This is a genomic window from Shinella sp. 20P9.1.1, from assembly GCF_057798995.1.
Genome location: NZ_JBYOLC010000013.1, coordinates 113,805 through 137,245 on the forward strand (window position 1 = coordinate 113,805; position 23,441 = coordinate 137,245).

A 23,441-nucleotide genomic window follows, 5' to 3' on the forward strand; every position below is an offset into this window, starting at 1 on the left:
TCGAGCTGGCAAGAGCCTCCGGCGCCGACCCAACCGTTTGTTAACCCTGATCTGACAAGACTGACGCTGGTAGAGTTTTGCGTTCGGGTTCCTGTGTTGATGGCGGTCATTCAATCGGCGGAGAGGTTGCTGCCATCGAGCCTTCGCGGCAAGGCGGAGCCTCTGTTGCGCGCTGTCGCGGCCATTCTCGCCAGCGACGATCCGCGCAACCTCGCCCAACGCATGGCGTTGATCGCCTTTGCCATCCGCGTCGCCAGTGCGGCCATCGCCTTCATCTCGCAGATCATCCTCGCCCGTGTGATGGGCGAGTTCGAATACGGCATCTTCGTTTTCGTCTGGGCGATCGTCGTCATTTTCGGCGACATGTCCTGTCTCGGCTTCCACACGACGGTCGTGCGCTTTCTACCGGATTATGTCGGCCGCAGCGCCTATGCGGAAATCCGCGGCCTCACCTCGACGGCGCGTATCTTCGCCATGCTTTCGTCGACGGCGCTCGCGGTGGCGGGTTTCCTGACACTCTGGTTCTTCCGCGACCACGTTGCCGATTACTATGTCGTGCCGCTCTTCGTCGGCCTGTTCTGCATGCCGATGATCGCGCTCGGGGACGTGCTTGAAAGCACCGCGCGCGCCCATAGCTGGGCCGTCGTGGCGCTGAGCCCGACCTATATCGTCCGCCCGCTGCTCATCCTCGTTTTCATGGTCCTTGCCGTGTGGGTGGGCGAGCCGCATACGGCGTTGACGGCGATGGTGGCAGCGCTGGCCGCCACCTATCTCACCACGGTTGCGCAGTTCTTCAACATCGTGCGCCGGCTCGGAAAGCGTTATCTTGCCGGGCCGCACAAGGTCGAATTCGGCCTTTGGATCAAGGCGGCGCTGCCGATCTTCCTGATCGAGGGCTTCGGCTTCCTGCTCACCAATTCCGACGTCATCGTGGTCGGCCTGTTTCTCGACCCGGAAAGCGTCGCCATCTATTTCGCCGCTGCCAAGACCATGGCGCTGGTGCATTTCGTGTTCTTCTCGGTGAAGGCCGCGGCCGCGCCGCGCTTTTCCGCGATGTTTGCAGCCGGTGACCGTGTGGGGCTGGCGCGTTTTGCCGGCGAGACGGCGCGCTGGAGTTTCTGGCCGTCGCTGGCCGTCGGGCTTTCCGTGCTGGCAGCTGGTCATCTCCTGCTGTCGCTGTTCGGCCCGGCCTTCACGGCGGGCTGGGGCCTGATGTTCATCCTCTTTGCCGGCATTCTCGCCAAGGCGCTCGTCGGGCCGGGCGAGGTGCTGCTGACGATGTGCGGCGAGCAGAAGCTCTGCGTCGCCGTCTACGCCGTGGCGCTTGCCGCCAACATCACCTTCAACGTCACGCTCATTCCGCTCTTCGGCCTCGTCGGGGCGGCCTCCGCCACGGCCGGCGCCATGGTCGTCGAGGCGTTGCTGCTGCACATCGCCGTGCGGCGAAAACTTTCCATCCTTCTCTTCGCCTTCGCCGATCCGGTGACGGCAAAACTTGCCAATGGGACGGACCACCATGACCGATAGTCACGGCTTCGACCACACGATCGCCGCCGGCCGCGCCCAGGCCGCCATTCCGCCCGCCCCGCCGCTGGCGCAACCGCCGGCCGACCAGCGCTTCGCCGTCGGTCGCCCCGGCCGTTCGCTCGCCATCTATCCCGCGACGGCCGGCTATGAGTTGCAGCAGGAACTCGACTTCCTGTCGAACCGCGTGATGGAGCCGAACGTCTTCTTCACCGGCCGCTTCCTGGCGCCCGCCATGCCGCGCCTGGAAGACCGCATGGTGCGCCTCTCGGTCATTCGCGACGAGGCGGGAGGGCGCAGCCGCATGCGCTTCCTCATGCCGTTCTCCGTCGAAAAGCCGGGCTTCTCCATCGGCTCCAGCATCCTGCGCGCCTGGTCGAACCCGTTCGGTCCCCTCGGCACGCCGCTGGTCGATGCGGAGGAGGCGGCTGAAACGCTCGACAATTTCCTGGAGGTGATGGGCGGTCCCAATACCGGGTTGCCGGCCATTCTCGTCCTGCCGGATCTGCGCCTCAACGGCGCCTTCGCCCAGCTGATCCGCGCTGTCGCGATTGGCCGGAACCTCCCCGTCACGGTAACCGACACCTACCGCCGGCCGATGCTGGACAGCCTGCTCGACGGCCAGACCTATCTGCAAAAGGCCATGTCGCCGGAGCATTTTCGCGAGTTGCGCCGGCAATGGCGCAAGCTCGATGGCATGGGTCTGCTCAGCTACAATGTCGCCCGCCAGCCCGCCGATATCCGGCTGCGCATGGAAGAGTTCCTGCTGCTCGAGGCCGGGGGCTGGAAGGGCCGTGGCCGCACGGCGATGATCAACGACCGCTACCGCGCCGCCTTTGCTCGCGAGGCGATCAGCAATCTCGCTGAGACCGACGGCGTGCGCATCCACACGCTCGATCTCGACGGCCGCGCCATCGCCTCGATGATCGTCTTCATGATGGGCGGCGAGGCCTATACGTGGAAGACGGCCTATGACGAGGAATTCGCAAAATATTCACCCGGCAAGCTTCTGGTGGCCGAGCTGACCGAATGGCATCTCGACGACGCCAATATCGCGCGCTCGGATTCCTGCGCCGTGCCGGATCATCCTGTCATGAGCCGCTTCTGGGAAGAGCGTGAGGATATGGGCACGCTGGTCGTCGGGTTGCAGCAGAACCGCGACCGCGACGTGCGCCAGGTGGCGGCCCAGCTGCACCTCTACCGCAACACCCGCAACGTGGCGCGCCTGCTGCGCGACAAGATCCGGTCGCTCGCCCGCCGTTAGCGCAACGCATCAGGCGGCGAAAGGCGTCTCCTCCGCCGCGCGCTTGCGCAGCAGATGGCGGATGACCTTGCCCGAGGTCGTCAAGGGCAGCGAATCGACGAAGTCCACCTCGCGGGGATATTCGTGCATGGAGAGCCGCGATTTTACCCATTCGCGGATTTCCACCGCCAGTGCCGGCGAGGGTGTCTGGCCGGGGCGCAGCATCACATAGGCCTTGACGATCTCCGTGCGCACCGGATCCGGCTTGCCGACGGCGGCGGCGAGCTGCACGGCGGGATGGGCGGCCAGGCAATCCTCGATCTCGCTCGGCCCGATGCGATAGCCCGAGGAGGTGATCACGTCGTCGTCACGGCCGAAGAAGGTGACGTAACCCTCCGCGTCCATGCGCCCGAGATCGCCTGTCGTCATCCAGTCGCCGATGAATTTCTCCGCGGTCGCTTGTCCGTTCTTCCAGTAGCCGAGGAACATCACCGGATCGGGCCGCTTGACGGCGACCTGCCCGACGGTGCCGCGCGGTACTTCCCGGCCGTCCGCGTCGATGATCGCGACGACATGGCCCGGGACGGCCTTGCCGATCGGCCCCGGTCGGGACACGCCGAGCTTGCCGATGGAGCCGAGCACGATGTTGCACTCGGTCTGGCCGTAGAATTCGTTGATCGTGATGCCGAGCGTATCGCGCACCCATTCCCAGGTCTCGCGGCCGAGCGATTCGCCCGCCGAGCCGATGGTGCGCAGGTTCAACCGGTATTTTTCGCGCGGATTGGCAACTGTTTTCATCAGCCTCAGCGCCGTTGGCGGAATGAAGGCGTTGCGCACATCCATGTCCTGCATGATGCGATAGGCCATGTCGGGATCGAATTTCTGCCCGGGCGAGGAGACGACGGGCACGCCGAGCAAGAGCGCCGGCAGCAGCACGTTGAGCAGCCCGCCCGCCCAGGCCCAGTCGGACGGCGTCCAGATACGGTCGCCCGGCTGCGGCAGGAATTCGTGGTGCATCTGAAAGCCCGGCACATGGCCGAGCAGCACGCGGTGGCCGTGCAAGGCGCCCTTCGGCGGCCCCGTGGTGCCCGAGGTGTAGATCATCATCGCCGGATCGTCCGGCCCGCTATCAACGGCGGCGAAGGGGCCGGCATGGCTTTCGACGAGGTTCTGGAAGGATTTTGCCGCTGGATCGCTCGACGGCTGCGTCGTCACAACAAGATCGAGCGTCGGCAATTCCCCACGGATCGGTCCCAGGCGTTCGGCGCCAAAGCGGTTCGTCACGATCGCTTTGGCCTCGGCATTCTTCAGCCGGAACAGCAGCGCATCGGTGCCAAACAGCAGCGCCAGCGGCAGGGCGATGGCGCCGAGCTTGTAGATCGCGACATGAGCGATGACCGTTTCGAAACCCTGCGGCAACAGGATCGCCACGCGGTCGCCCTGCCTAACGCCCTCGGCGACAAGCGCCGCCGCGAAGGCGTCGGAGCGGGCGGCGAGTTCGCCGTAGGTCATGGAGAGGGGAGCGGCATCGGCCAGGAAATGCTGGAGACAGACGCGATCCGGTTCGCGGGCGGCCCAAACGTTGGAGACGGCCGTGCCGATGTTGAACCGTTCGGGGATATCCCAGCGGAAATCCCCGTACAGCGCATCATAGGTCGATCTCTCCGAGAGCATCCGCACCACTCCAGTTTGCTGCACTGCAACTAGCATTTCGGAGTGGGCGTCGGCAATGGGCCGCTTTTTGCAGGGTTACGGCCAGGCGAGGCGGTTATCGACTTCCTCGACCTCCTTCACCGAAGCCGCGATGGTGACGGCGCGCTCGGCCTCCTCTGCCGATCCGACACTGCCGGAAAGGATGATCCGCCGCCCTTTGCAGGTGACGGTAACGTCGGAGGCATCCACGTCGCCGGCGACGGACAGGGCATCCGCCACATGCGCTTCGAGCCAGGCGGGATGCGGCGGCTCGGCATGTTCTGGTTTCTTGCCCTTGAAAGTGGCTTCCTTGAAAACCATGACGCGCTCCTTTGGTCGGGTTAACGGAAGGAAACGCGGGCCTGCGGCATTTGTTCGGTGCGGCTTAAGGGAGAATTAGGACTGTTTCGAAGTCGGACAGATCCGCCCCGGAATGGACGTTGCTGCCGAAGGCGTATTGCGGTTAGACCTCTGAATATCGCAACCGGGGATAGCATATGAGCACCATCAATATTAGCGGCTTCACCTCGAAGTCCGGCGCCAATTTCAACGAATTCGTTTCCGAGAAACTTCAGTCGATCCTGGATTTCGACAAGGAGGATTTCAAGTCGACCTACATCAAGCTTTGGAATGTCGGCGAAGATACGTCGATGACCCTGCTCGGCAAGGGACTGGTCTACAAATACCAGGGCAAGGAAGTCGTCGGCATCTCCGCCGGCACGCTTAACTCCTTCAAGGTCATCGCCGAGGGTGCGAAAGTACTCGACATTACCGGTCTTTCGCTTTCAGGCCCGGCGCTGACGAGAGCCATCGACAGCGGCAACACGACGACCTTCCTCAATGCCTTCCTTTCGGGCAACGACACCATCAAGGCGACGAAATATGCCGACATTTTCTGGGGCGGCAACGGCGACGACACGCTCTACGGCTATGACGGCAACGACACGATATCGGGTGGCAACGGTGTCGATATGCTCATCGGCGGCAACGGCAACGATAAGCTGAAGGGTGATGCGGGCAACGATACGCTCAAGGGAGATGCCGGCAACGACCGCCTGGAAGGCGGCGCTGGTGCCGATAAGCTCTATGGTGGCAGCGGTCAGGACACGTTCGTCTTCCGCTCCAAGACGGATTCGTTGGCGACCGCGCCCGACAAGATCTTCGATTTTAGCCGGGCGCAGAAGGACAAGATCGATCTCAGCGCCTTTGACGCGAGTACCGCCAAAGGACTGCAGGATTTCGATTTCATTGGCACGCAGAAGTTCCACAACAAGGCCGGTGAGCTGCGTTATGAGATCAAGAACGGCGATACGTTCATCCATGGGGATACCGATGGAAACGGCAAGGCCGACTTCACGGTCGTGCTCGATACGTCGCTGAAGCTCGTCGAGACCGACTTCATCCTCTGAGCTGTTCGGCCGTTCTTTGTGAAGACGTACCCCTGAAATGGTTGAGACCCAAGAGCGTGCACATCGCTCTCGGGTCCCCCTCACAACCGCATCCGGGGGTGTCTGCAGTTGCACACAATAAATGCGGCTCTGCAAAATTTGTTCCCGCTAAAAAACGAATTTTTTCTCAGGGGGCTGGAGATTTCGCAGCCGCGCCCTAAAAGGCGCGATTTTCCGACGGTAGAACCGCACGAATCCGAACAAGGATGTGATGATTTTGGTGCCCCATGCCGGAATCGAACCAGCACTCCTTTCGGAACTCGATTTTGAGTCGAGCGCGTCTACCAGTTCCGCCAATGGGGCACGGCACCGAAGCCATCGCCGTTTACACGATGCTTTGCCGGGCGGCAACCGGCAAATGGGGCTGATGGCATGATCACTTATCCGTGCGGTGATTTACAATACAGCGTCACCTGATAGAACTCGGCGCCGTTTCGCCGGTATCCCCGCCGGCCCGATTGGACGGACCTGATGACGGCTTCCCTCGACCTCTCCCGCAAGGCTTCCGCCGGCCTGCTTTCGCTCGGCATGGCCGCGACCGTCGGCGGTGCGCTCGCCTTCGAACATATCGGCGGTTACATTCCCTGCGCGCTGTGCCTTCTGCAGCGTGACCCCTACTACTATGGCATCCCCGTTGCCGTTGCCGCACTGCTTTCGGCGCTGTTCAACGGCCCGGTCTGGCTGACGCGGCTGCTGCTGGCCATTGCCGGCATCATGATGCTCGTCGGCGCCGGCATGGGCGTCTATCATGCGGGTGTCGAATGGGGCTTTTGGGAGGGGCCGGCGACCTGCGCGACGACGGCGCAGGGTGTGACGCAGAATGCCGGTGACCTGCTCTCCGATATCAACACCAAGCATGGTCCGTCCTGCACGGAAGCGTCGTTCCGGCTGCTTGGCCTGTCCTTTGCCGGCTGGAATGTGATCGCAAGCCTCATCCTCGCCGCGATCGCCTTCAAGGGCGTGCGGTCGGCGAAAGCGTGATGCCCGCAACCCGTTTCGAACGCGTGCCGTCGCCGCAAGGCCGTCCCCCGGTCTTGCGTGGACTGCGTCAGGGTTGCAGTTCGACATCCCAGTAGAGATAGTCCATCCAGCTTTCATGCAGATAGTTGGGTGGAAACAGTCGCCCGTTATTGTGCAGATCCTGAACCGTCGGCTGGTAGGGCTTCTGATGCGGGTGCATGCCCGCCTGCTTCGGCAGCTTGCTGCCTTTTCTCAGATTGCACGGGGAGCAGGCGGCGACCACATTCTGCCAGGTCGTCTCGCCGCCATGGGCGCGCGGGATGACATGGTCGAAGGTCAGGTCGTCGGGTGTCCCGCAGTACTGGCATTCGAACTTGTCGCGCAGGAACACGTTGAACCGGGTAAATGCCGGGTGGCGCGAGGGCTGCACGTAGGTTTTCAGGCACACGACGCTCGGCAGGCGCATCGTGAAACTCGGCGAAGACACCGAATGCTCGTATTCGGCGATGATGTTTACGCGGTCAAGAAACACGGCCTTGATCGCGTCCTGCCAGGACCAAAGCGACAAGGGGTAATAACTCAGCGGCCGGTAGTCAGCATTCAGTACGAGTGCTGGCAGGGCCTGTGGTGAAACAGAAATCGTCAAGGGCTTCTCCTGATCGATTCGGCATCTGCCCTTCTATATTAGGCCCGTTGTTACAGCATTGTGAAGCCGGAATGGAAAAGCGGAAACGATCGATTGTCGCGGGTTCATGCTTCCAGCACCGGCGCGACTTCACGGCGCATTTCCCGCGCATAATAGGCCCAGAAAAGCCGGGCCGAAACGCCGCGCCAGGGCGACCATTTTTCGGCGATGGCGTCGAGCTCCTGCGGGGTCGGGCGCATGCCAAGCCCGAATGCGTGGGCAACCGCATTCTGAAGCGCGACGTCGCCGGAGGGGAAGATGTCGGGATGGCCGGCGCAGAACAGCAGGTAGACATCGGCCGTCCAGCGACCGATGCCCTTGATGGCAGTCAGCTTTCGCGTCGCGGCGGAGGCTTCCATGTGGCAGATGGCGTCGAGATCGAGTTCGCCGCGATCGACACTTTCGGCAGCGCGGCGCAGCGTGTCGGCCTTTGCACGCGACAGGCCGATGGCGAGGCAGTCCGCGTCGGAAAGGCCGAGCATGTGGTGGGGCGTGATGTCGCCCGCCGTCTCTTCCAGCCGGCGCCAGATCGCGTCGGCACTTGCCCGTGACACCATCTGCGCGACGATGATGCCGGCAAGGCCGCGATAGCCGGGCGAAAGACGGCGCAGCGGCACGGGGCCGGCCTTGTCGATGACGGTGAAAAGGCGTGCGTCGATCAGCGCAAGGTCGACGAGGCCTGCCGCGACATCCGCGTCCGTTCTGATCATGTGCAATTGCATTGTCGTGAGCCGCCCTTTTGTTGTCGTGCGCGCCTCGTCATGGCAGAAGACCTCATGCGCAATCCTTTGTCAAAACCGCGTGTCTTCCGTTTCGCGCCGAGCCCGAACGGGCTGCTGCATCTCGGCCATGCGCTCTCGGCGATCCTGAACCACGATCTCGCCGCAGCCTGCGGCGGGCGGTTCCTGCTGCGCATCGAAGACATCGATCCCGCGCGCTCGCGGCCCGAATTCGAGGCGGCGATCTATCGGGATCTCGCCTGGCTCGGGCTCGACTGGGAAAAGCCGGTGCGCCGGCAGTCGGAGCATCTACCCTTCTATGGTGCCGCGCTGGAGCGCCTGAAGAAGATGGGTGTGCTCTATCCGGGTTTTCTGAGCCGCGGCGAGGTGAGGGCGCGGGTTGAGGCACATGAGGCCGCGGGAGGGGTCTGGCCGCGCGATCCCGACGGTGCGCCGCTCTATCCGACGGAGGAGCGGAAGCTTGACCGGGGAGAGGCGCTGGCATGGATTGCCGCGGGGCGGCAGCATGCCTGGCGGCTCGACATGGACAAGGCGTTGGCGCTCGCACCGGATAGGCTTGACTGGTCGGAGGCCGGCGCGGGGCCGGAGGGTGAGACGGGCATCGTGCCGGCCTGGCCGGCGCGCTGGGGCGATGTCATCCTGTCGCGGCCGGATGCGCCGGTTAGTTATCACCTTGCCGTGGTGCTCGACGATGCGGAGCAGGGCATCACGGATGTGGTGCGCGGGCAGGACCTTTTTCACGCGACCTCCGTGCACAGGCTGTTGCAGAGCCTGCTTGCGCTGCCGACGCCGGCCTATCGCCACCACGGACTTGTGCCGGGGCCGGATGGGCGAAAACTCTCCAAGAGCAACCAGGATACCGGCATCGCCGCCTATCGGGAAAAAGGGGTTTCACCGGCCGGTCTTCGCGCCCTGCTCGCGGGCTATGGCTTCGTCTTCCATTGAATCGTCGACGACGGGTGCGGGCTTCTTCACACCCCTGATCTTGTCGAGAATGATGTGCTTCACGCGGTATTTCAGGAGTGCCGCGTTGATTTCCGCGCCTAGGATGAAGATCACGCCGACGATGTAGAGGAAGACCAGCGCGATCATGATCGAGGCGAGGCCGGCATAGGTCGAGACGTAATTGGCGAAGGTCGCGAGATAGGAGGCGAAGGTATAAGCGCCGACGCCCCAGGCCAGCAATGTCAGGACGATGCCCGGCAGAACGTCGGCAATCTTGCGCCGGCCGGCCGGCAGCCAGAGATGGGCGATCAGGAGGCCGATGAACAAAACGAGGATCGTGCCGAACAGGCCCCAGCTTTCCACCCAGGAATAGACATAGGTGAGCCAGGGCAGCCAGTCACCGGTGGCGCGCACGGCGAGCGGTGCTGCGACGAGAACGATGCTGATGACGGCAAGCGCCAGCACGCTGGCGATGACGAAGCCGAGGCTGGCGAGGCGCGTGACATACCAGTAGCGCGTTTCGGCGACCCGGTAGGCGCGATTGAGCGAGATGCGCAGCGCCTCCACGCCGTTTGAAGCGAAATAGGCGGCGGCGAGCACGGAGACGGTCAAAAGCCCGCCGCGCGGGATGGTGAGGACGGCGACGACCTCGCGCGAGATGGGCGCGGCGATCGATTCCGGCCAGGTGTCGAAGATGAGATGCACCGCTGTTTCGGCGAACTGGTCGGCGCCGAGAAAGGAAGCAAGGGCGGTGCCGAAGATCAGGAAGGGGAAGATTGCCAGCAGCGTGGAGAGCGCGACATGGCTGCCCATCGCCCAGCCGTCATCCTCGGAAAAATGCCAGATCGCATCGAAGACGACCTTGTAGGTTAGTCGGATGGCGGTCGGCATCGGCAATGTCCAGTCCCTTCACGGCCGTTGCCCGGCCGCACTCTCATTGTCTGTTGCAGTTGAATATGGGAAACGAAGGCGGATTTGTACAGGAAATGACCATGTCTTCTCCAGAAACGACGCGAAGCATCATCGTCACCGGCTGCTCCTCCGGCATCGGCGCCTATTGCGCGCGCGCGCTGAAGGCCGAGGGCTGGCGGGTCTTTGCGACCGTACGGCGCGAGGAGGACCTTGCGAGCCTTCAGGCAGACGGCATCGAAGCACTGCTGATGGATTATACCAGGCCGGATACTATCGCGGCACTTGCCGAGACGGTTCTTGCGCGCACCGGCGGACGGCTCGATGCGCTGTTCAACAACGGTGCTTATGGCCAGGCCGGGGCCGTCGAGGACCTGCCGGTCGAGGTGCTGCGCGAACAGTTCGAGACGAATGTCTTCGGCTGGCACGACCTGACGCGGAGGGTCATTCCGGTCATGCGTCGCCAGGGCCATGGCCGCATCGTGCAGTGCTCGTCGATCCTCGGTATCGTGCCCTATCGCTGGCGCGGCGCCTACAATGCCTCGAAATTCGCGCTGGAGGGCCTGTCGCTGACGCTGCGCATGGAGCTCAAGGGCTCGGGCGTGCATGTCAGCCTGATCGAGCCGGGACCGATCGCCTCTCGCTTCACGGCCAATGCGCTGCATTACATCGAAAAGAACATCGATCTCGAAAACTCGGTTCATGCGGAAGAGTATCGCCGGCAGCTCCAGCGCCTACGCGGCGAATCAAAACCGGCGCGCGGAAAGCTCGGACCGGAGGCGGTGCATGCGGTGTTGCGTCATGCGCTGATGGCGAAGGCGCCGCGGCCGCACTATGTCGTCACGAGGCCGGCAAAACAGGGCGTGCTGCTCAAGAAGCTGCTGCCGGCAGGGCTTTTCTATCGCATCATCGGCCGGCTTGGCTGACGCGGCGCGGCGTCGCAGGCTTTTTGCCGCAAAAGACGTGCACTTTGCGTGAAATGCCCTATGTGAATAGGGCTGACAGAAATCAAACCGGATCGTTGGCATGTCTTCCTTCCTCACCTTCATGACCCTGCTCGTCATGGGCCTCGTCGTCATCGTGCTCGTGCGCGGCCTCGTGAATATGGCCAAGGGCGGCAGCGGCAACACATCCAACAAGCTGATGCAGGCGCGCGTCCTGCTGCAGGCCGTCGCCATCGTGCTGATCATGCTGACGCTGTGGATCACCGGCGGCGGGCGCGGCTGATGGTCAAGCTCAACAAGATCTATACGCGGACCGGCGATGACGGCACGACGGGCCTCGTCGCCGGTCCGCGCCGCAAGAAGCACGACCTGCGCGTCGAATCTTACGGCGCGGTCGACGAGACGAATTCCTGCATCGGCCTCGTGCGCCAGCACCTTGCCGATCACCCCGATCTCGACCGGATGATCGTCCGTATCCAGAACGACCTCTTCGATCTGGGGGCCGATCTCGCCACGCCCGAGACCGGCAAGAAACTCGATTACGAGCCGCTGCGCATCGTGCCGTCGCAGGTCGACCGGCTGGAGCATGAGATCGACATGCTCAATGCCGATCTCGAGCCGCTGCGCTCCTTCGTGCTGCCGGGCGGCACGCCGGCGGCGGCGGCGCTGCATCTGGCGCGCACCGTCGCGCGCCGGGCCGAGCGGCGCATCGTCGCCTTGCAGGAGAGCGAGGGCGAGGCGGTGTCGGCATCGGCGGTCGCCTATATCAACCGGCTCTCGGATTTCCTCTTCGTCGCCGCGCGCTTCGTGAACGACAAGGGTCGCACGGACATATTGTGGGTTCCGGGGCAGAACAGGTAAGCTCGTCCGCCAAGACCTTGGGGAAGGGGATCCATGTTCATACCGCTGCATGACGCGAACGCCCTGAAATACATCAAGGTGCAATATGTCACGATCGGCCTGATCGCGATCAATGTCGTCGTTTGGCTGGTGACGGGGCTCGTTGCGACGCAGGCCTTTTCCGATGCGGCGGTGGTCGGTCTCGGCTATATCCCGGCCGTGGTCTTCGATTTTGCCGATCTCGAGCCCAGCCTCGTGTTGGTGCCGGAGGATACGACCTACATCACCTATGCCTTCCTGCACGGCGATTTTATGCATCTCGCCTCCAACATGCTGTTCCTCTGGGTGTTCGGCGACAATGTCGAGGATGCGCTGGGGCATTTCCGCTATCTGATCTTCTATCTCCTGTGTGCCGCGGCCGGCGCCCTGGTGCACGGTCTCGTGCAGCCGGATTCCGAGGCGCCGCTGATCGGCGCGTCGGGGGCGATTTCCGGCGTGGTGGCCGCCTATTTCCTGCTGCATCCCAAAGTGCGCGTCTGGGTGCTGGTGTTCTTCCGCATTCCCCTGCCGCTGCCGGCGGTCATTCCGCTCGCCTTCTGGATCGCGCAGCAATTCTACATGCTGGCGGTCAACAGGGACGGCGGCGTCTCCTGGGGTGCCCATGTCGGCGGCATTGTCGCCGGCGCGCTGCTGGTTCTCGTGCTCAGGCGGCGCGGCGTGCCGCTCTTCGATCGCACGATCGTAACGCCCAAGGCGGTGCGGCATGTGGAGGCAGCACCAGCGCCCGTGGAGGAAACCGCCGCGCAGCCTTCCGTCCCGCCGACCCATTGGGGACGGCAATGACGTGAAAATTGACGTGAACGTAAAGGTAATTTATAACGCCTGCGTTTTCACGAGGGGAGGGCCCGTGATGCATTGTATTTGGGAAAAAAACACGTATCGATGTCGCCAACCGACAATCAGGACGCCCCGGAAAGGCGCATTTTCCCTCGCGGGCATATGAAGGAAGGAAGCCATGAAGATCTTGGTCCCAGTCAAGCGCGTTGTTGACTACAACGTAAAGATCCGCGTTAAGGCGGATGGCTCTGGTGTCGAACTTGCGAACGTCAAGATGTCGATGAACCCGTTCGACGAGATTTCGGTCGAGGAAGCGCTGCGGCTGAAGGAAGCCGGCAAGGCTGAGGAAGTGGTGGTCGTGTCGATCGGTCCTGCCAAGGCCGAAGAGACGCTGCGCACCGCGCTTGCCATGGGCGCCGACCGCGCCGTGCTGGTCGAGACGGAAGACGCTGTCGAGCCGCTCGCCGTCGCCAAGATCCTCAAGGGTGTGGCCGAGGCCGAACAGCCGGGCCTCATCATCGTCGGCAAGCAGGCGATCGATGACGATTCGAACCAGACCGGCCAGATGCTGTCGGCTCTGCTTGGCTGGGCGCAGGCGACCTTCGCTTCCAAGGTCGAGATCGGTTCGGGCAGCGCACAGGTCACCCGCGAAGTCGACGGCGGTCTGCAGACGATCGAGGTCAAGCTTCCGGCCGTGGTCACGACGGACCTGCGCTTGAACGAACCGCGCTATGCCTCGCTGCCGAACATCATGAAGGCGAAGAAGAAGCCGCTCGACAAGAAGTCGCCGGCCGATTTCGGCGTCGACACGAGCCCGCGCCTGAAGGTGCTGAAGACCGAGGAGCCGTCGGGCCGCAAGGCGGGCGTCAAGGTCAAGTCGGTCGCCGAACTGGTCGACAAGCTGAAGAACGAAGCCGGCGTGCTGTAAGGAAGAATTGAGGAGATTACGAACATGGCCATTCTTCTTCTGGCAGATCACGACAACGCAACCCTTTCCGACCAGACCGCCAAGGCGCTGACGGCAGCGAGCAAGATCGGTTCCGACGTGCATGTGCTCGTCGCCGGTTCGGGTGCCAAGGCGGCTGCCGATGCCGCGGCAAAGCTCTCGGGCGTCTCCAAGGTCCTGCTCGCCGACGATGCAAGCCTCGGCAACAACCTCGCCGAACCGCTGGCGGCGCTCATCGTGTCGCTCGCCGGCAACTACGACGCCATCGTCTCGGCCGCGACTTCCGTCGGCAAGAACGTGCTGCCGCGCGTTGCCGCTCTTCTCGATGTCGCCCAGGTCTCGGAAATCGTCGAGGTCGTCTCTGCCGACACGTTCAAGCGTCCGATCTATGCGGGCAATGCGATCCAGACGGTGCAGTCCACCGACGCCAAGAAGGTGATCACCGTTCGCACGGCGTCCTTCGCCGCAGCTCCGGAAGGCGGTAGCGCCTCAGTCGAAACCATCCCGGCCGCAGCGAACCCGGGCCTGTCGACCCACGTCAAGGATGCACTGTCCTCGTCGGATCGTCCGGAACTGACCTCCGCCAAGATCATCATCTCGGGTGGTCGTGCACTCGGCTCGTCCGAAAAGTTCCAGGAGGTCATCCTCCCGGTTGCCGACAAGCTGGGTGCCGCCGTCGGCGCCTCCCGTGCGGCTGTCGATGCCGGCTATGCGCCGAATGACTGGCAGGTCGGGCAGACGGGCAAGGTGGTCGCGCCGCAGCTCTACATCGCCTGCGGCATCTCGGGTGCCATCCAGCACCTCGCCGGCATGAAGGACTCCAAGGTCATCGTGGCGATCAACAAGGACGAGGAGGCGCCGATCTTCCAGGTCGCCGACTACGGCCTCGTCGCAGACCTCTTCGAAGCCCTGCCGGAATTGCAGAAGGCGCTCTGAGCCTCACCTAAGGTCGAGGCTTTTGCGACGATGATTTCACTGGAAAAAGTCGTCGCGTGCCTTTATCACTTCACCGGGCCGGCTTGACCGGCCCGGTGTTTTTTTGCCTGCGCTGCGGGCGCTAATGACGGGGCGATGAGCGCTATGATCAAGAACGTCGGTATTGTGGGTGCAGGCCAGATGGGGTGCGGGATCGCGCATGTCGCGGCCGTTGCCGGCTACAAGGTCCATATCTACGATCTGTCGCCCGAACGCATCGAAACCGGTCTTGCCACGATCAACGGCAATTTCGCCCGCCAGGTTTCCTCCGGCAAGATGACGGAAGATGAGCGCAAGAAGGCGATGGCCCTGATCAAGGGCTCCTCCGATATCAACGATCTCTCGGATGCCGATCTCGTCATCGAGGCCGCCACGGAAGACGAGACCGTCAAGCGCAAGATCTATGCGCAGGTCTGTTCCGTGCTGAAGCCGGAGGCGATCCTCGCCACCAACACGTCGTCGCTCTCCATCACGCGCCTCGCCTCCGCCACCGATCGGCCGGAGCGCTTCATGGGCATCCATTTCATGAACCCGGTTCCGGTCATGAAGCTGGTCGAGCTCGTGCGCGGTATCGCGACCGAGGAAAAGACTTTCGCGGCCGCCAAGGAATTCGTCACGGCGCTCGACAAGACGATCACCGTCGCCGAGGATTTCCCGGCCTTCATCGTCAACCGCATCCTGCTGCCGATGATCAACGAGGCGATCTATACGCTCTATGAAGGCGTCGGCTCGGTCGAGGCCATCGACACCGCGATGAAGCTCGGCGCCAACCACCCGATGGGCCCGTTGCAGCTCGCCGATTTCATCGGCCTCGATACCTGCCTTTCCATCATGCAGGTGCTGCATGACGGCCTTGCCGACTCGAAGTATCGCCCGTGCCCGCTCTTGGTAAAATATGTCGAGGCCGGCTGGCTCGGCCGCAAGTCCGGCCGCGGCTTCTACGACTACCGCGGCGAGGTCCCGGTTCCGACCCGCTAACTCTACGCGATTCCTCGTCTAAAGCCTTTCGCGGAAAAATGTTTCGCCTGTCGCCGGTGTGGTGACAGGTCATGCCTCGGATGGTGTTGATCCCGCCGCTATTGTCGGCGCAAATTCAATTTCATTCGGGGATTTCAGATGAAACGTTTGCTCCTTCTCGGCGTGGCCCTTTTCGGCCTCGCTGCTCCCGCCGCGTATGCCGCCGACAAGCTTTTGAACGCGTCCTACGACGTGGCGCGCGAGCTGTTTGCTGCCGAGAACGAAGCCTTCGTGAAGGCGCATCCCGGCGTCACCATCGACCAGTCGCATGGCGGCACCTCCAAGCAGGCGCGCGCCATCGTCGAAGGCCTGGAAGCTGACGTCGTGACCTTCAATCAGGTCACCGACATCGATTTCCTCGTGAAGAACGGTTTCGTTGCCGAGGGCTGGCAGCAGAAGTTCCCGAACAATGCCTCACCGTTCTACTCCTTCCCGTCCTTCCTCGTTCGCGCCGGCAATCCGAAGAACATCAAGGACTGGTCTGATCTGGCCCGTGATGACGTGAAGGTCGTCTTCCCGAACCCAAAGACTTCGGGCAATGCGCGCTACACCTATCTGGCGGCCACCGCCTATGCCAAGGAAGCCTTCAAGGACGATCCGGCCAAGGTCGAGGCCTTCATCACCAAGATCTTCGACAACGTGCCGGTCTTCGACACCGGCGGCCGCGCGGCAACGACGACCTTCGTCGAGCGCGAGATCGGCGATGTGATCATCACCTTCGAAGCGGAGACCAAATCGATCGCCAAGCAATATGGCGAGGACAAGTTCCAGAGCGTCGTGCCCTCCGTTTCGCTGCTCGCTGAATTCCCGGTCGCCGTGGTCGACAAGGTGGCGGATGCCCATGGCAGCCGTGACCTGGCAAAGGCCTATCTCGATTTCCTCTATGCGCCCGAGGGCCAGAAGATCGCCGCCGAATTCGGTCACCGCGTCCATGACGAGAAGGTCGCCGCCGAGTTCAAGGACCAGTTCCCGGAAATCCGCCTGGTGAATGTCGACGACGTGTTCGGTGGCTGGAAGAAGATTTCCGAAGAGCATTTCGCCGAAGGCGGCACGCTGGACAAGATCTACGGCAGCCGTTGATTCCATCCATTGTTGTTTTCGAACAACCGGCGGGCGAAATCCCGCCGGTTGGTGCATGAAAAGGAAAGCGCAATCCGTACGGAAAACCGCTTCGCACTTTTCCTGGATTTGCTTGAGAAAGGACGCGCGCTTTGAGACGGCGTGTACTGCCCGGATTGCCGCTCGCGCTCGGCATCACCCTCGTCTATGTGGCCATCATCGTGGTGCTGCCGCTGGCCGCGCTCGTCTTCAAGGCGGCAAGCCTCGGGCCGGAGGATTACTGGCGCATCATCTCGTCGGACCGCGCCGTCGCCAGCTATCGCGTGACGGTGACCTGCGCGCTCGTTGCCACGGTGTTCAATCTGTTCTTTGGAATGTCACTCGCTTGGGCGCTGGTACGCTACCGTTTTCCCGGCCGCCGTCTCGTCGATGCACTGGTCGATCTGCCCTTCGCCCTGCCGACGGCCGTCGCGGGCATCGCGCTGACCACGTTGTTTGCCACAAACGGCTGGTTCGGCGGCCCCCTGTCACTCATCGGCATCAAGGTCGCCTATACGCCGCTCGGCATCATGGTTGCCATGAGCTTCACCAGCATCCCGTTCATCGTGCGCACGGTGCAGCCGGTGCTGGAGGAGCTTGACCCGGCGCTGGAGGAGGCGGGGCAGACGCTTGGGGCGAGCGATCTCTCGATCTTTTTCGGCGTCATCCTGCCGCTTCTGACGCCGGCGCTTCTGGCGGGCGTGTCGCTCTCCTTCGCGCGTAGCCTCGGCGAGTTCGGCGCGATCATCTTCATCGCCGGCAACCAACCGTTCTCGACGGAGATCACGGCGCTGCTCGCCTTCATCCGGCTGGAGGAATACGACTATCCGGCTTCGGCGGCGATTGCCTCCGTCATGCTGCTGACGGCCTTCGTCATGCTCGCCATCACCAATCTCATGCAGGCCCGCGCCCAGCGCTACACGGCGAGGGGCTGATCATGACGCATCATGGCAAACGCAAGCCGCCGCGTGTCGGCGACAACACGGTCTTCCGTCGCGTTCTCTTGACCATCGTTCTCCTGCTCGTCGGGCTGATGATCGTGGCTCCGCTCGTCGTCATCGGCGTCGAGGCGTTTTCCAAGGGCATCGTCTATTTCGGAAAATCGATCGCCGATCCGGATACCCGCCACGCCATCCTGCTGACGGTCATCACCGCGCTGATCGCCGTGCCGATCAATACCGCTTTCGGCGTCGCGGCGGCGTGGGCGATCACCAAACACGATTTCTGGGGCAAGCGGCTGCTCACCGTGATCATCGAGATACCCTTCTCGGTTTCGCCGATCGTCGCGGGTGTTGCCTATCTCTTCGTCTATGGCTTGCAGGGCCTGTTCGGCCATGCGCTCCAGGCGGCGGAGATCAAGATCCTGTTCGCTCTGCCGGGCATCGTGCTCGCCAGCATGTTCGTGACGGCACCCTTCGTGGCGCGCGAACTGATCCCGCTGATGCAGGCGCAGGGGCGCGATCTGGAGGAGGCGGCGGCGTCGCTCGGTGCCAGCGGCTGGCGCACCTTCTTCTCCGTCACGTTGCCGAACATCAAATGGGCGATGCTCTATGGTGTGGTGCTGTGCAACTCGCGCGTGATGGGCGAATTCGGCGCGGTGTCCGTCGTCTCGGGCAATATCCGCGGCCAGACGAACACGCTGCCGCTGCATATCGAGCTGCTCTATCACGATTACAACGCGGCCGGCTCCTTTGCCGCCGCATCCATTCTCGCCGGCCTCGCCATCGTCACGCTCGTCGCCAAGGTGGCGCTGGAGCGGCAGGGCGCGGGCCGCGTCCAGCGTCCCTCCGCTCTTGCGGGCGCCGACAGCATTACTCCGGAGGTCAAACCGTGAAAATCCGCCTCGACAACGTCGTCAAGGAGTTCGAGACCTTCCGCGCTGTGCACGGCGTCTCGCTCGATATCGAAAGCGGCGAGCTGGTCGCGCTGCTCGGCCCCTCCGGTTCCGGCAAGACGACGATCCTGCGCATGGTCGCCGGCCTCGAATATGCCGATGCCGGCGCGATCTATTTCGGCGCGGAGAATGCGACGGATATCCCCGTGCGCGATCGCGGCGTCGGCTTCGTCTTCCAGCACTATGCGCTCTTCCCGCATATGACCGTCGGCGAGAACATCGCCTTCGGCATGAAGGTCTCCAAGGTGAAGCGCTCGCCGCAGGCGATTGCCGAGCGGGTCAAGGAACTGCTCGATCTCGTGCAGCTGAGCGGCCTCAGGGATCGCTTCCCCGGCCAGATCTCCGGCGGCCAGCGCCAGCGCGTGGCGCTTGCCCGTGCGCTTGCCGTCGATCCACGCGTGCTGCTGCTCGACGAGCCTTTTGGCGCGCTCGATGCAAACGTGCGCCGCGACCTTCGCCGCTGGCTTCGGAAAATCCATGACGAGCTTGGCATCACCACGCTTTTCGTGACGCATGACCAGGAAGAGGCGCTCGATCTCGCCGATCGCGTCGTCATCCTCAACAAGGGCCGGATCGTGCAGGAAGGCACGCCGGAGGCGGTGTGCCGCAACCCGGCCGATGCTTTCGTGATGAATTTCCTCGGTGACGCCAACCGGCTCGATGCGGATATCCGCGGCGGCAAGGCCTATGTCGAGGATATCGCCTTCGAGGCTGACGGCGTTGCCGATGGCGGTGGACAGATCCTGTTCCGCCCAGCCGATGTGACCTGGCGCGAGGATGGGCAGGGCATCGCGGCGAAGATCGTGCGCGTCATAGACCGGCCGGATTCGCGCCGCGTGCTGGCGATGACCGGCAGCGGCCAGCCGGTGGAATTCGACACCGCGCCGGAATTCCCGCATCGCAAGGGCGAAGCGGGTTTTCTCCAGATCCGCCGGCCGCGGGTCTACGTGGCGGCGTGAGGTCAGCTCTTCGGGCTTGCCAGCGCGGCGTTGATCAGCGCCTTGGCGTCCTCGCTGTCCCAGGCGGCAGGGCCGTTCATGGCCGAGATCAGGCAGCCCTTGTCGTCCATCAGCAGCGTCACGGGCAGGCCGAAGGCGAGGCCTTCCTTCTTCAGCGTGTTGAAGACGCCCATCGAGGCATCGCGGTAATAGCCGAGATCGTGCACCTTGGTCTCGTCGAGGAAGGTCTTCGGTTTCTCGTCGTCGCCGGTGTCGATGTTAATCGCGACCACCTCGAACTTGTCGGAGCCGAGGTCCTTCTGCAGCGCGTTGAGGGCGGGCATTTCCTCACGGCAGGGCACGCACCAAGTCGCCCAGAGGTTGACGAGCAATGTCTTGCCGGCAAAATCGGCGATCGTCTTCTTCTTGCCGTCGGGACCGTCGAAGACAAGGTCGGGCAGCGCCCGGTGTTCGTCGACCGTGCGCATGGCGGCGACCTGGCCCTTCGAAAAGGGCGTGATGGCCTCGGCCTTGGCGGCAGCGAGCGGGCAGGCGGCGGGATCTGCCGACGCGACGGCGCCCGTGGCATTGCCAGACAGGCTCTCCTTCACGTATATCGCAGCACCACCGGCGAGAAGTCCGGCAAGGCCGGCAATGGCGATGAGCTTTCCTGCCGGCAGGCCGAGGGTCTTCTTCACTGACATTTCATTCTCCAGGACACTTTTCCAGGCAGGCACCCATGGCAGACGGCACTTCCGAGACGAAATCCTCGAACCAGATGTGGGGCGGCCGCTTCGCCTCGGGACCGGATGCAATCATGGAGGAGATAAATGCCTCCATCGGCTTCGACAAGAAGCTTTATGCCCAGGACATCCGCGGCTCAAAGGCGCATGCTGAAATGCTTAGCCATCAGGGCATTATTTCGGCCGAGGATAAGGAAAAGATCGTTCACGGTCTCGACACGATCCTGTCAGAGATCGAAAGCGGCAATTTCGAATTCTCGCGCAAGCTCGAAGACATCCATATGAATGTCGAGGCGCGGCTTGCCACGCTGATTGGCCCCGCCGCCGGCCGCCTGCACACCGCGCGCTCGCGCAACGACCAGGTGGCGCTCGACTTCCGCCTGTGGGTGAAGGAAGAGCTGCAAAAGACCGAGAAGACGCTGACGGGCCTGATCGCTGCCTTCCTCGACCGCGCGGAAGAGCATGCCGAGACCGTCATGCCCGGCTTTACCCATCTTCAGACGGCGCAGCCCGTGACCTTCGGTCATCATTGCATGGCCTATGTCGAAATGTTCGGCCGTGACCGTCAGCGTGTGCGCCACGCCATCGAGCATCTTGATGAGAGCCCGATCGGTGCCGCCGCCCTTGCCGGCACCGGCTACGCGATCGACCGCCACATGACGGCCAAGGCGCTCGGTTTCCGGGAGCCGACGCGCAACTCCATCGATACGGTTTCCGATCGCGACTTCGCGCTGGAATTCCTGTCGATTGCCGCCATCGCTTCGGTTCACCTGTCGCGCCTGGCGGAAGAAATCGTCATCTGGTCGACGCCGCAGTTCGGCTTCATCCGCCTGTCGGATGCCTTTTCCACCGGCTCCTCCATCATGCCGCAGAAGAAGAACCCCGACGCGGCCGAGCTGGTGCGCGCCAAGACCGGCCGCATCAACGGGTCGCTGATCGCGCTTCTCACTGTCATGAAGGGCCTGCCGCTCGCCTATTCCAAGGATATGCAGGAAGACAAGGAACAGGTCTTCGATGCTGCCGAGAGCCTGGAGCTCGCCATTGCCGCGATGACAGGCATGGTGCGCGACATGACCATCCGCACCGACAGGATGAAGGCCGCTGCCGGTTCCGGTTACTCAACCGCGACCGACCTTGCCGACTGGCTGGTGCGCGAGGCGGGTCTGCCGTTCCGCGATGCCCACCATGTCACCGGCCGCGCCGTGGCGCTCGCCGAAAGCAAGGGCTGCGACCTCGCCGAACTCACGCTGGAAGAGCTTCAGGCGATCCATGCATCGATCACATCTGACATCTTCAACGTTCTGACGGTCGAGGCTTCGGTCGCCAGCCGCAAGAGCTATGGCGGCACGGCGCCGTCGGAAGTCAGGAAGCAGATCGCCTGGTGGCGGCAGCGGAACTGATCAAAGGGCTTGTGAGGGCTCATCATCAGATTAAGGGTGCACAAGGGCGGGCGAATTCGTTAAGGATGGAGCCCTACCGGCAATTCCAGGGAACGTTTCATGACACGTAGCGATATCGGCCGGCTGGCTCTTGTGCTTGGCCTTTCCGTGGCGGTTCTCTCCGCCTGCGGCCGCAAGGGCGATCTCGACCTGCCGGGTGGCGCCAAGCCGGTCTTCAAGACGAATGCCGACGGCAAGAAGGTCGAGCAGGTCGAAGACAAGCCCTTCGTTCTCGATCCCCTTCTTTGAAAGATCAGCAACCGTGAACCATTTCGAGCATCGCGACGGCATTCTCTATGCGGAGGACGTGCCGGTTCCTGAAATCGCCAAGGCGGTCGGAACACCCTTCTACGTCTATTCGACGGCCACGCTGGAGCGTCACTACAAAGTCTTCTCCAAGGCCTTCGACGGCGTCGATGCCATGGTCTGCTATGCGATGAAGGCGAATTCGAACCAGGCGGTCCTGAAGACGCTGGCGAAGCTCGGCGCCGGCATCGATGTCGTCTCGGAAGGCGAATTGCGCCGGGCGCTCGCTGCCGGCGTACCTGCCTCGCGCATCATGTTCTCCGGCGTCGGCAAGACGCCGCGCGAGATGGATCTGGCGCTGGACGCTGGCATCTATTGCTTCAACGTCGAATCCGAGCCGGAACTGGACGTGCTGAACGCCCGCGCCGTCAAGGCCGGCAAGGTCGCGCATGTCTCCTTCCGCATCAATCCCGATGTCGACGCCCGCACCCATGCCAAGATTTCGACGGGCAAGAAGGAAAACAAGTTCGGCATCTCCTGGGAACGCGCCCGCACCGTCTATGCGCGTGCCGCCAGCCTGCCGGGCATTCAGGTCACCGGCATCGATATGCATATCGGCAGCCAGATCACCGAGTTGCAGCCCTTCGAAGACGCCTTCAAGCTGCTGCGCGAATTGGTCGATACGCTGCGCGCCGATGGCCACACGATCGATCACGTCGATGTCGGCGGCGGTCTCGGCATTCCCTACAAGACGGACAACACGCCGCCGCCTCTGCCGGATGCCTATGCCGAGATCGTCAAGAACCAGCTCAAGGGGCTGAACTGCAAGATCGTCACGGAGCCTGGCCGCATGATCGTCGGCAATGCCGGCATCCTCGTCACCGAGGTGATCTATGTGAAGGATGGCGGCGAGAAGACCTTCGTCATCGTCGACGCCGCCATGAACGACCTCATCCGCCCGACGCTCTATGAAGCGTGGCACGAGGTGCAGCCGGTCGTCATCTCGGCGGCGAACGCGCCGCGCATCCGCGCCGATGTCGTCGGCCCGGTCTGCGAGACGGGCGACTATCTGGCGCAGGATCGCGAGATGGTGCAGCCGAAGCCGGGCGATCTCATGGCTGTCGGTTCGGCCGGTGCCTATGGCGCAGTGCAGGCCGGCACCTACAACAGCCGTCTGCTGATCCCGGAAGTGCTGGTCAACGGCGCGGAATTCCATGTCGTCCGACCGCGCCTTTCCTACGACGACCTGATTGGTCTCGATTCGATTCCGGCCTGGCTTGCCTGACAAAGCTGCGGCGCGCGTTCACGATTTTGCGCGCGCCCTCGTCTTCGCCACAAAGCGTGTTATCTTTCAAGCCGTGACATCATGCGGAGAGCA

The 23,441-nt window shown here is 63.0% G+C and carries 25 protein-coding genes and 1 tRNA gene; 19 read left to right on the forward strand and 7 right to left on the reverse strand.

Annotated features, from left to right (window positions below; genetic code table 11):
• Positions 1 to 99: 99 nt before the first annotated feature.
• Together AC27VQ_RS21180 and AC27VQ_RS21185 are read left to right on the forward strand one after the other, a co-directional pair.
• Complete coding sequence (locus AC27VQ_RS21180; RefSeq protein WP_488717845.1) at positions 100 to 1,527, forward strand: lipopolysaccharide biosynthesis protein; 1,428 nt, start codon at positions 100 to 102, stop codon at positions 1,525 to 1,527.
• A complete protein-coding gene (locus AC27VQ_RS21185; protein ID WP_488717846.1) occupies positions 1,517 to 2,788 on the forward strand; it encodes a GNAT family N-acetyltransferase in 1,272 nt (423 codons plus the stop codon). Before AC27VQ_RS21180 ends, AC27VQ_RS21185 begins: the two co-directional genes overlap by 11 nt.
• 9 nt (positions 2,789 to 2,797) lie before the next feature.
• Here the strand turns inward: AC27VQ_RS21185 and AC27VQ_RS21190 are convergent, their stop codons facing one another.
• A complete protein-coding gene (locus AC27VQ_RS21190; RefSeq protein WP_488717847.1) occupies positions 2,798 to 4,441 on the reverse strand; it encodes an AMP-binding protein in 1,644 nt (547 codons plus the stop codon).
• A 75-nt stretch (positions 4,442 to 4,516) separates the two neighbouring features.
• Positions 4,517 to 4,780: a BON domain-containing protein gene (locus AC27VQ_RS21195; protein WP_313532272.1), complete on the reverse strand. Its 264-nt coding sequence runs from the start codon at positions 4,778 to 4,780 to the stop codon at positions 4,517 to 4,519.
• A gap of 176 nt (positions 4,781 to 4,956) precedes the next feature.
• On the opposite strand from AC27VQ_RS21195, the gene AC27VQ_RS21200 reads away from it, so the two are divergent.
• Positions 4,957 to 5,868 carry a calcium-binding protein gene (locus tag AC27VQ_RS21200; RefSeq protein WP_488717848.1) on the forward strand — a complete coding sequence of 304 codons (912 nt, stop codon included), beginning with the start codon at positions 4,957 to 4,959 and terminating at the stop codon, positions 5,866 to 5,868.
• A gap of 257 nt (positions 5,869 to 6,125) precedes the next feature.
• Here AC27VQ_RS21200 and AC27VQ_RS21205 read toward each other — a convergent pair.
• Positions 6,126 to 6,210, reverse strand: a tRNA-Leu gene (locus tag AC27VQ_RS21205).
• Between the two features lie 165 nt (positions 6,211 to 6,375).
• Here AC27VQ_RS21205 and AC27VQ_RS21210 point away from each other — a divergent pair.
• Positions 6,376 to 6,888, forward strand: coding sequence for a disulfide bond formation protein B (locus AC27VQ_RS21210; protein ID WP_488717888.1), 513 nt, complete (start codon positions 6,376 to 6,378; stop codon positions 6,886 to 6,888).
• A 67-nt stretch (positions 6,889 to 6,955) separates the two neighbouring features.
• Here AC27VQ_RS21210 and AC27VQ_RS21215 read toward each other — a convergent pair whose 3' ends face one another.
• A complete protein-coding gene (locus AC27VQ_RS21215) occupies positions 6,956 to 7,513 on the reverse strand; it encodes an HNH endonuclease (RefSeq protein WP_313532277.1) in 558 nt (185 codons plus the stop codon).
• 104 nt (positions 7,514 to 7,617) lie between these two features.
• Positions 7,618 to 8,268 carry a DNA-3-methyladenine glycosylase family protein gene (locus AC27VQ_RS21220; RefSeq protein WP_488717849.1) on the reverse strand — a complete coding sequence of 217 codons (651 nt, stop codon included), beginning with the start codon at positions 8,266 to 8,268 and terminating at the stop codon, positions 7,618 to 7,620.
• A 45-nt stretch (positions 8,269 to 8,313) separates the two neighbouring features.
• Here AC27VQ_RS21220 and gluQRS point away from each other — a divergent pair, with 45 nt between their 5' ends.
• Positions 8,314 to 9,237 carry a tRNA glutamyl-Q(34) synthetase GluQRS gene (gene gluQRS / locus AC27VQ_RS21225; RefSeq protein ID WP_488717850.1) on the forward strand — a complete coding sequence of 308 codons (924 nt, stop codon included), beginning with the start codon at positions 8,314 to 8,316 and terminating at the stop codon, positions 9,235 to 9,237.
• Here gluQRS and AC27VQ_RS21230 read toward each other — a convergent pair.
• The gene (locus tag AC27VQ_RS21230; RefSeq protein ID WP_313532281.1) at positions 9,184 to 10,128 is read right to left on the reverse strand and encodes a YihY/virulence factor BrkB family protein; all 945 of its coding nucleotides are present in this window, start codon (positions 10,126 to 10,128) and stop codon (positions 9,184 to 9,186) included. The genes gluQRS and AC27VQ_RS21230 overlap by 54 nt on opposite strands.
• A gap of 101 nt (positions 10,129 to 10,229) precedes the next feature.
• On the opposite strand from AC27VQ_RS21230, the gene AC27VQ_RS21235 reads away from it, so the two are divergent.
• The 11 genes from AC27VQ_RS21235 to AC27VQ_RS21285 all read left to right on the forward strand — a co-directional run bounded on the left by AC27VQ_RS21235 (position 10,230) and on the right by AC27VQ_RS21285 (position 19,656).
• Entirely contained in the window at positions 10,230 to 11,072 is an 843-nt protein-coding gene (locus AC27VQ_RS21235; RefSeq protein WP_488717851.1) for an SDR family oxidoreductase, read from the forward strand.
• Between the two features lie 100 nt (positions 11,073 to 11,172).
• Positions 11,173 to 11,373 (forward strand): twin transmembrane helix small protein, encoded by a 201-nt coding sequence (locus tag AC27VQ_RS21240; protein WP_298102936.1) that lies wholly within the window; start codon positions 11,173 to 11,175, stop codon positions 11,371 to 11,373.
• Positions 11,373 to 11,951: a cob(I)yrinic acid a,c-diamide adenosyltransferase gene (locus AC27VQ_RS21245; RefSeq protein WP_488717852.1), complete on the forward strand. Its 579-nt coding sequence runs from the start codon at positions 11,373 to 11,375 to the stop codon at positions 11,949 to 11,951. Before AC27VQ_RS21240 ends, AC27VQ_RS21245 begins: the two co-directional genes overlap by 1 nt.
• A 33-nt stretch (positions 11,952 to 11,984) precedes the next feature.
• Positions 11,985 to 12,773: a rhomboid family intramembrane serine protease gene (locus tag AC27VQ_RS21250; RefSeq protein ID WP_488717853.1), complete on the forward strand. Its 789-nt coding sequence runs from the start codon at positions 11,985 to 11,987 to the stop codon at positions 12,771 to 12,773.
• Positions 12,774 to 12,945: 172 nt separating this feature from the next.
• Positions 12,946 to 13,695, forward strand: coding sequence for an electron transfer flavoprotein subunit beta/FixA family protein (locus AC27VQ_RS21255; protein WP_488717854.1), 750 nt, complete (start codon positions 12,946 to 12,948; stop codon positions 13,693 to 13,695).
• 24 nt (positions 13,696 to 13,719) lie between these two features.
• Entirely contained in the window at positions 13,720 to 14,649 is a 930-nt protein-coding gene (locus tag AC27VQ_RS21260; RefSeq protein ID WP_488717855.1) for an electron transfer flavoprotein subunit alpha/FixB family protein, read from the forward strand.
• Positions 14,650 to 14,784: 135 nt separating this feature from the next.
• On the forward strand, positions 14,785 to 15,666 hold the full coding sequence (locus AC27VQ_RS21265) for a 3-hydroxybutyryl-CoA dehydrogenase (protein WP_421592668.1): 882 nt from the start codon (positions 14,785 to 14,787) through the stop codon (positions 15,664 to 15,666).
• Between the two features lie 138 nt (positions 15,667 to 15,804).
• Entirely contained in the window at positions 15,805 to 16,785 is a 981-nt protein-coding gene (gene cysP / locus AC27VQ_RS21270) for a thiosulfate ABC transporter substrate-binding protein CysP (protein WP_488717856.1), read from the forward strand.
• Positions 16,786 to 16,916: 131 nt separating this feature from the next.
• Positions 16,917 to 17,738, forward strand: a complete 822-nt coding sequence (gene cysT / locus AC27VQ_RS21275; protein WP_488717857.1) for a sulfate ABC transporter permease subunit CysT — start codon at positions 16,917 to 16,919, stop codon at positions 17,736 to 17,738.
• A 2-nt stretch (positions 17,739 to 17,740) separates the two neighbouring features.
• Positions 17,741 to 18,637 carry a sulfate ABC transporter permease subunit CysW gene (gene cysW / locus AC27VQ_RS21280; protein ID WP_488717858.1) on the forward strand — a complete coding sequence of 299 codons (897 nt, stop codon included), beginning with the start codon at positions 17,741 to 17,743 and terminating at the stop codon, positions 18,635 to 18,637.
• On the forward strand, positions 18,634 to 19,656 hold the full coding sequence (locus AC27VQ_RS21285) for a sulfate/molybdate ABC transporter ATP-binding protein (RefSeq protein ID WP_488717859.1): 1,023 nt from the start codon (positions 18,634 to 18,636) through the stop codon (positions 19,654 to 19,656). The genes cysW and AC27VQ_RS21285 overlap by 4 nt, the downstream gene beginning before the upstream one ends.
• Before the next feature lie 2 nt (positions 19,657 to 19,658).
• Here the strand turns inward: AC27VQ_RS21285 and tlpA are convergent, their stop codons facing one another.
• Entirely contained in the window at positions 19,659 to 20,339 is a 681-nt protein-coding gene (gene tlpA, locus AC27VQ_RS21290; protein ID WP_421579844.1) for a thiol:disulfide interchange protein TlpA, read from the reverse strand.
• Positions 20,340 to 20,374: 35 nt separating this feature from the next.
• Here tlpA and argH point away from each other — a divergent pair, with 35 nt between their 5' ends.
• From argH to lysA, 3 genes are all read left to right on the forward strand, one after another.
• Positions 20,375 to 21,778 (forward strand): argininosuccinate lyase, encoded by a 1,404-nt coding sequence (gene argH, locus AC27VQ_RS21295; RefSeq protein ID WP_313522105.1) that lies wholly within the window; start codon positions 20,375 to 20,377, stop codon positions 21,776 to 21,778.
• Between the two features lie 99 nt (positions 21,779 to 21,877).
• Positions 21,878 to 22,066 (forward strand): LPS translocon maturation chaperone LptM, encoded by a 189-nt coding sequence (gene lptM / locus AC27VQ_RS21300; protein ID WP_313522107.1) that lies wholly within the window; start codon positions 21,878 to 21,880, stop codon positions 22,064 to 22,066.
• Positions 22,067 to 22,079: 13 nt separating this feature from the next.
• Complete coding sequence (lysA, locus tag AC27VQ_RS21305) at positions 22,080 to 23,348, forward strand: diaminopimelate decarboxylase (protein WP_488717860.1); 1,269 nt, start codon at positions 22,080 to 22,082, stop codon at positions 23,346 to 23,348.
• Positions 23,349 to 23,441: the final 93 nt, after the last annotated feature.

What these genes read in the sequence shown, in the direction of transcription:
- AC27VQ_RS21180 (WP_488717845.1), top strand. Translation starts at nt 100, where the DNA reads ATGGCGGTCATTCAATCGGCGGAGAGGTTGCTGCCATCGAGCCTTCGC.
- AC27VQ_RS21185 (WP_488717846.1), top strand. Translation starts at nt 1,517, where the DNA reads ATGACCGATAGTCACGGCTTCGACCACACGATCGCCGCCGGCCGCGCC.
- AC27VQ_RS21190 (WP_488717847.1), bottom strand. Translation starts at nt 4,441, where the DNA reads ATGCTCTCGGAGAGATCGACCTATGATGCGCTGTACGGGGATTTCCGC.
- AC27VQ_RS21195 (WP_313532272.1), bottom strand. Translation starts at nt 4,780, where the DNA reads ATGGTTTTCAAGGAAGCCACTTTCAAGGGCAAGAAACCAGAACATGCC.
- AC27VQ_RS21200 (WP_488717848.1), top strand. Translation starts at nt 4,957, where the DNA reads ATGAGCACCATCAATATTAGCGGCTTCACCTCGAAGTCCGGCGCCAAT.
- gluQRS (WP_488717850.1), top strand. Translation starts at nt 8,314, where the DNA reads ATGGCAGAAGACCTCATGCGCAATCCTTTGTCAAAACCGCGTGTCTTC.
- AC27VQ_RS21230 (WP_313532281.1), bottom strand. Translation starts at nt 10,128, where the DNA reads ATGCCGACCGCCATCCGACTAACCTACAAGGTCGTCTTCGATGCGATC.
- AC27VQ_RS21235 (WP_488717851.1), top strand. Translation starts at nt 10,230, where the DNA reads ATGTCTTCTCCAGAAACGACGCGAAGCATCATCGTCACCGGCTGCTCC.
- AC27VQ_RS21240 (WP_298102936.1), top strand. Translation starts at nt 11,173, where the DNA reads ATGTCTTCCTTCCTCACCTTCATGACCCTGCTCGTCATGGGCCTCGTC.
- AC27VQ_RS21245 (WP_488717852.1), top strand. Translation starts at nt 11,373, where the DNA reads ATGGTCAAGCTCAACAAGATCTATACGCGGACCGGCGATGACGGCACG.
- AC27VQ_RS21250 (WP_488717853.1), top strand. Translation starts at nt 11,985, where the DNA reads ATGTTCATACCGCTGCATGACGCGAACGCCCTGAAATACATCAAGGTG.
- AC27VQ_RS21255 (WP_488717854.1), top strand. Translation starts at nt 12,946, where the DNA reads ATGAAGATCTTGGTCCCAGTCAAGCGCGTTGTTGACTACAACGTAAAG.
- AC27VQ_RS21260 (WP_488717855.1), top strand. Translation starts at nt 13,720, where the DNA reads ATGGCCATTCTTCTTCTGGCAGATCACGACAACGCAACCCTTTCCGAC.
- AC27VQ_RS21265 (WP_421592668.1), top strand. Translation starts at nt 14,785, where the DNA reads ATGAGCGCTATGATCAAGAACGTCGGTATTGTGGGTGCAGGCCAGATG.
- cysP (WP_488717856.1), top strand. Translation starts at nt 15,805, where the DNA reads ATGAAACGTTTGCTCCTTCTCGGCGTGGCCCTTTTCGGCCTCGCTGCT.
- cysW (WP_488717858.1), top strand. Translation starts at nt 17,741, where the DNA reads ATGACGCATCATGGCAAACGCAAGCCGCCGCGTGTCGGCGACAACACG.
- tlpA (WP_421579844.1), bottom strand. Translation starts at nt 20,339, where the DNA reads ATGTCAGTGAAGAAGACCCTCGGCCTGCCGGCAGGAAAGCTCATCGCC.
- argH (WP_313522105.1), top strand. Translation starts at nt 20,375, where the DNA reads ATGGCAGACGGCACTTCCGAGACGAAATCCTCGAACCAGATGTGGGGC.
- lptM (WP_313522107.1), top strand. Translation starts at nt 21,878, where the DNA reads ATGACACGTAGCGATATCGGCCGGCTGGCTCTTGTGCTTGGCCTTTCC.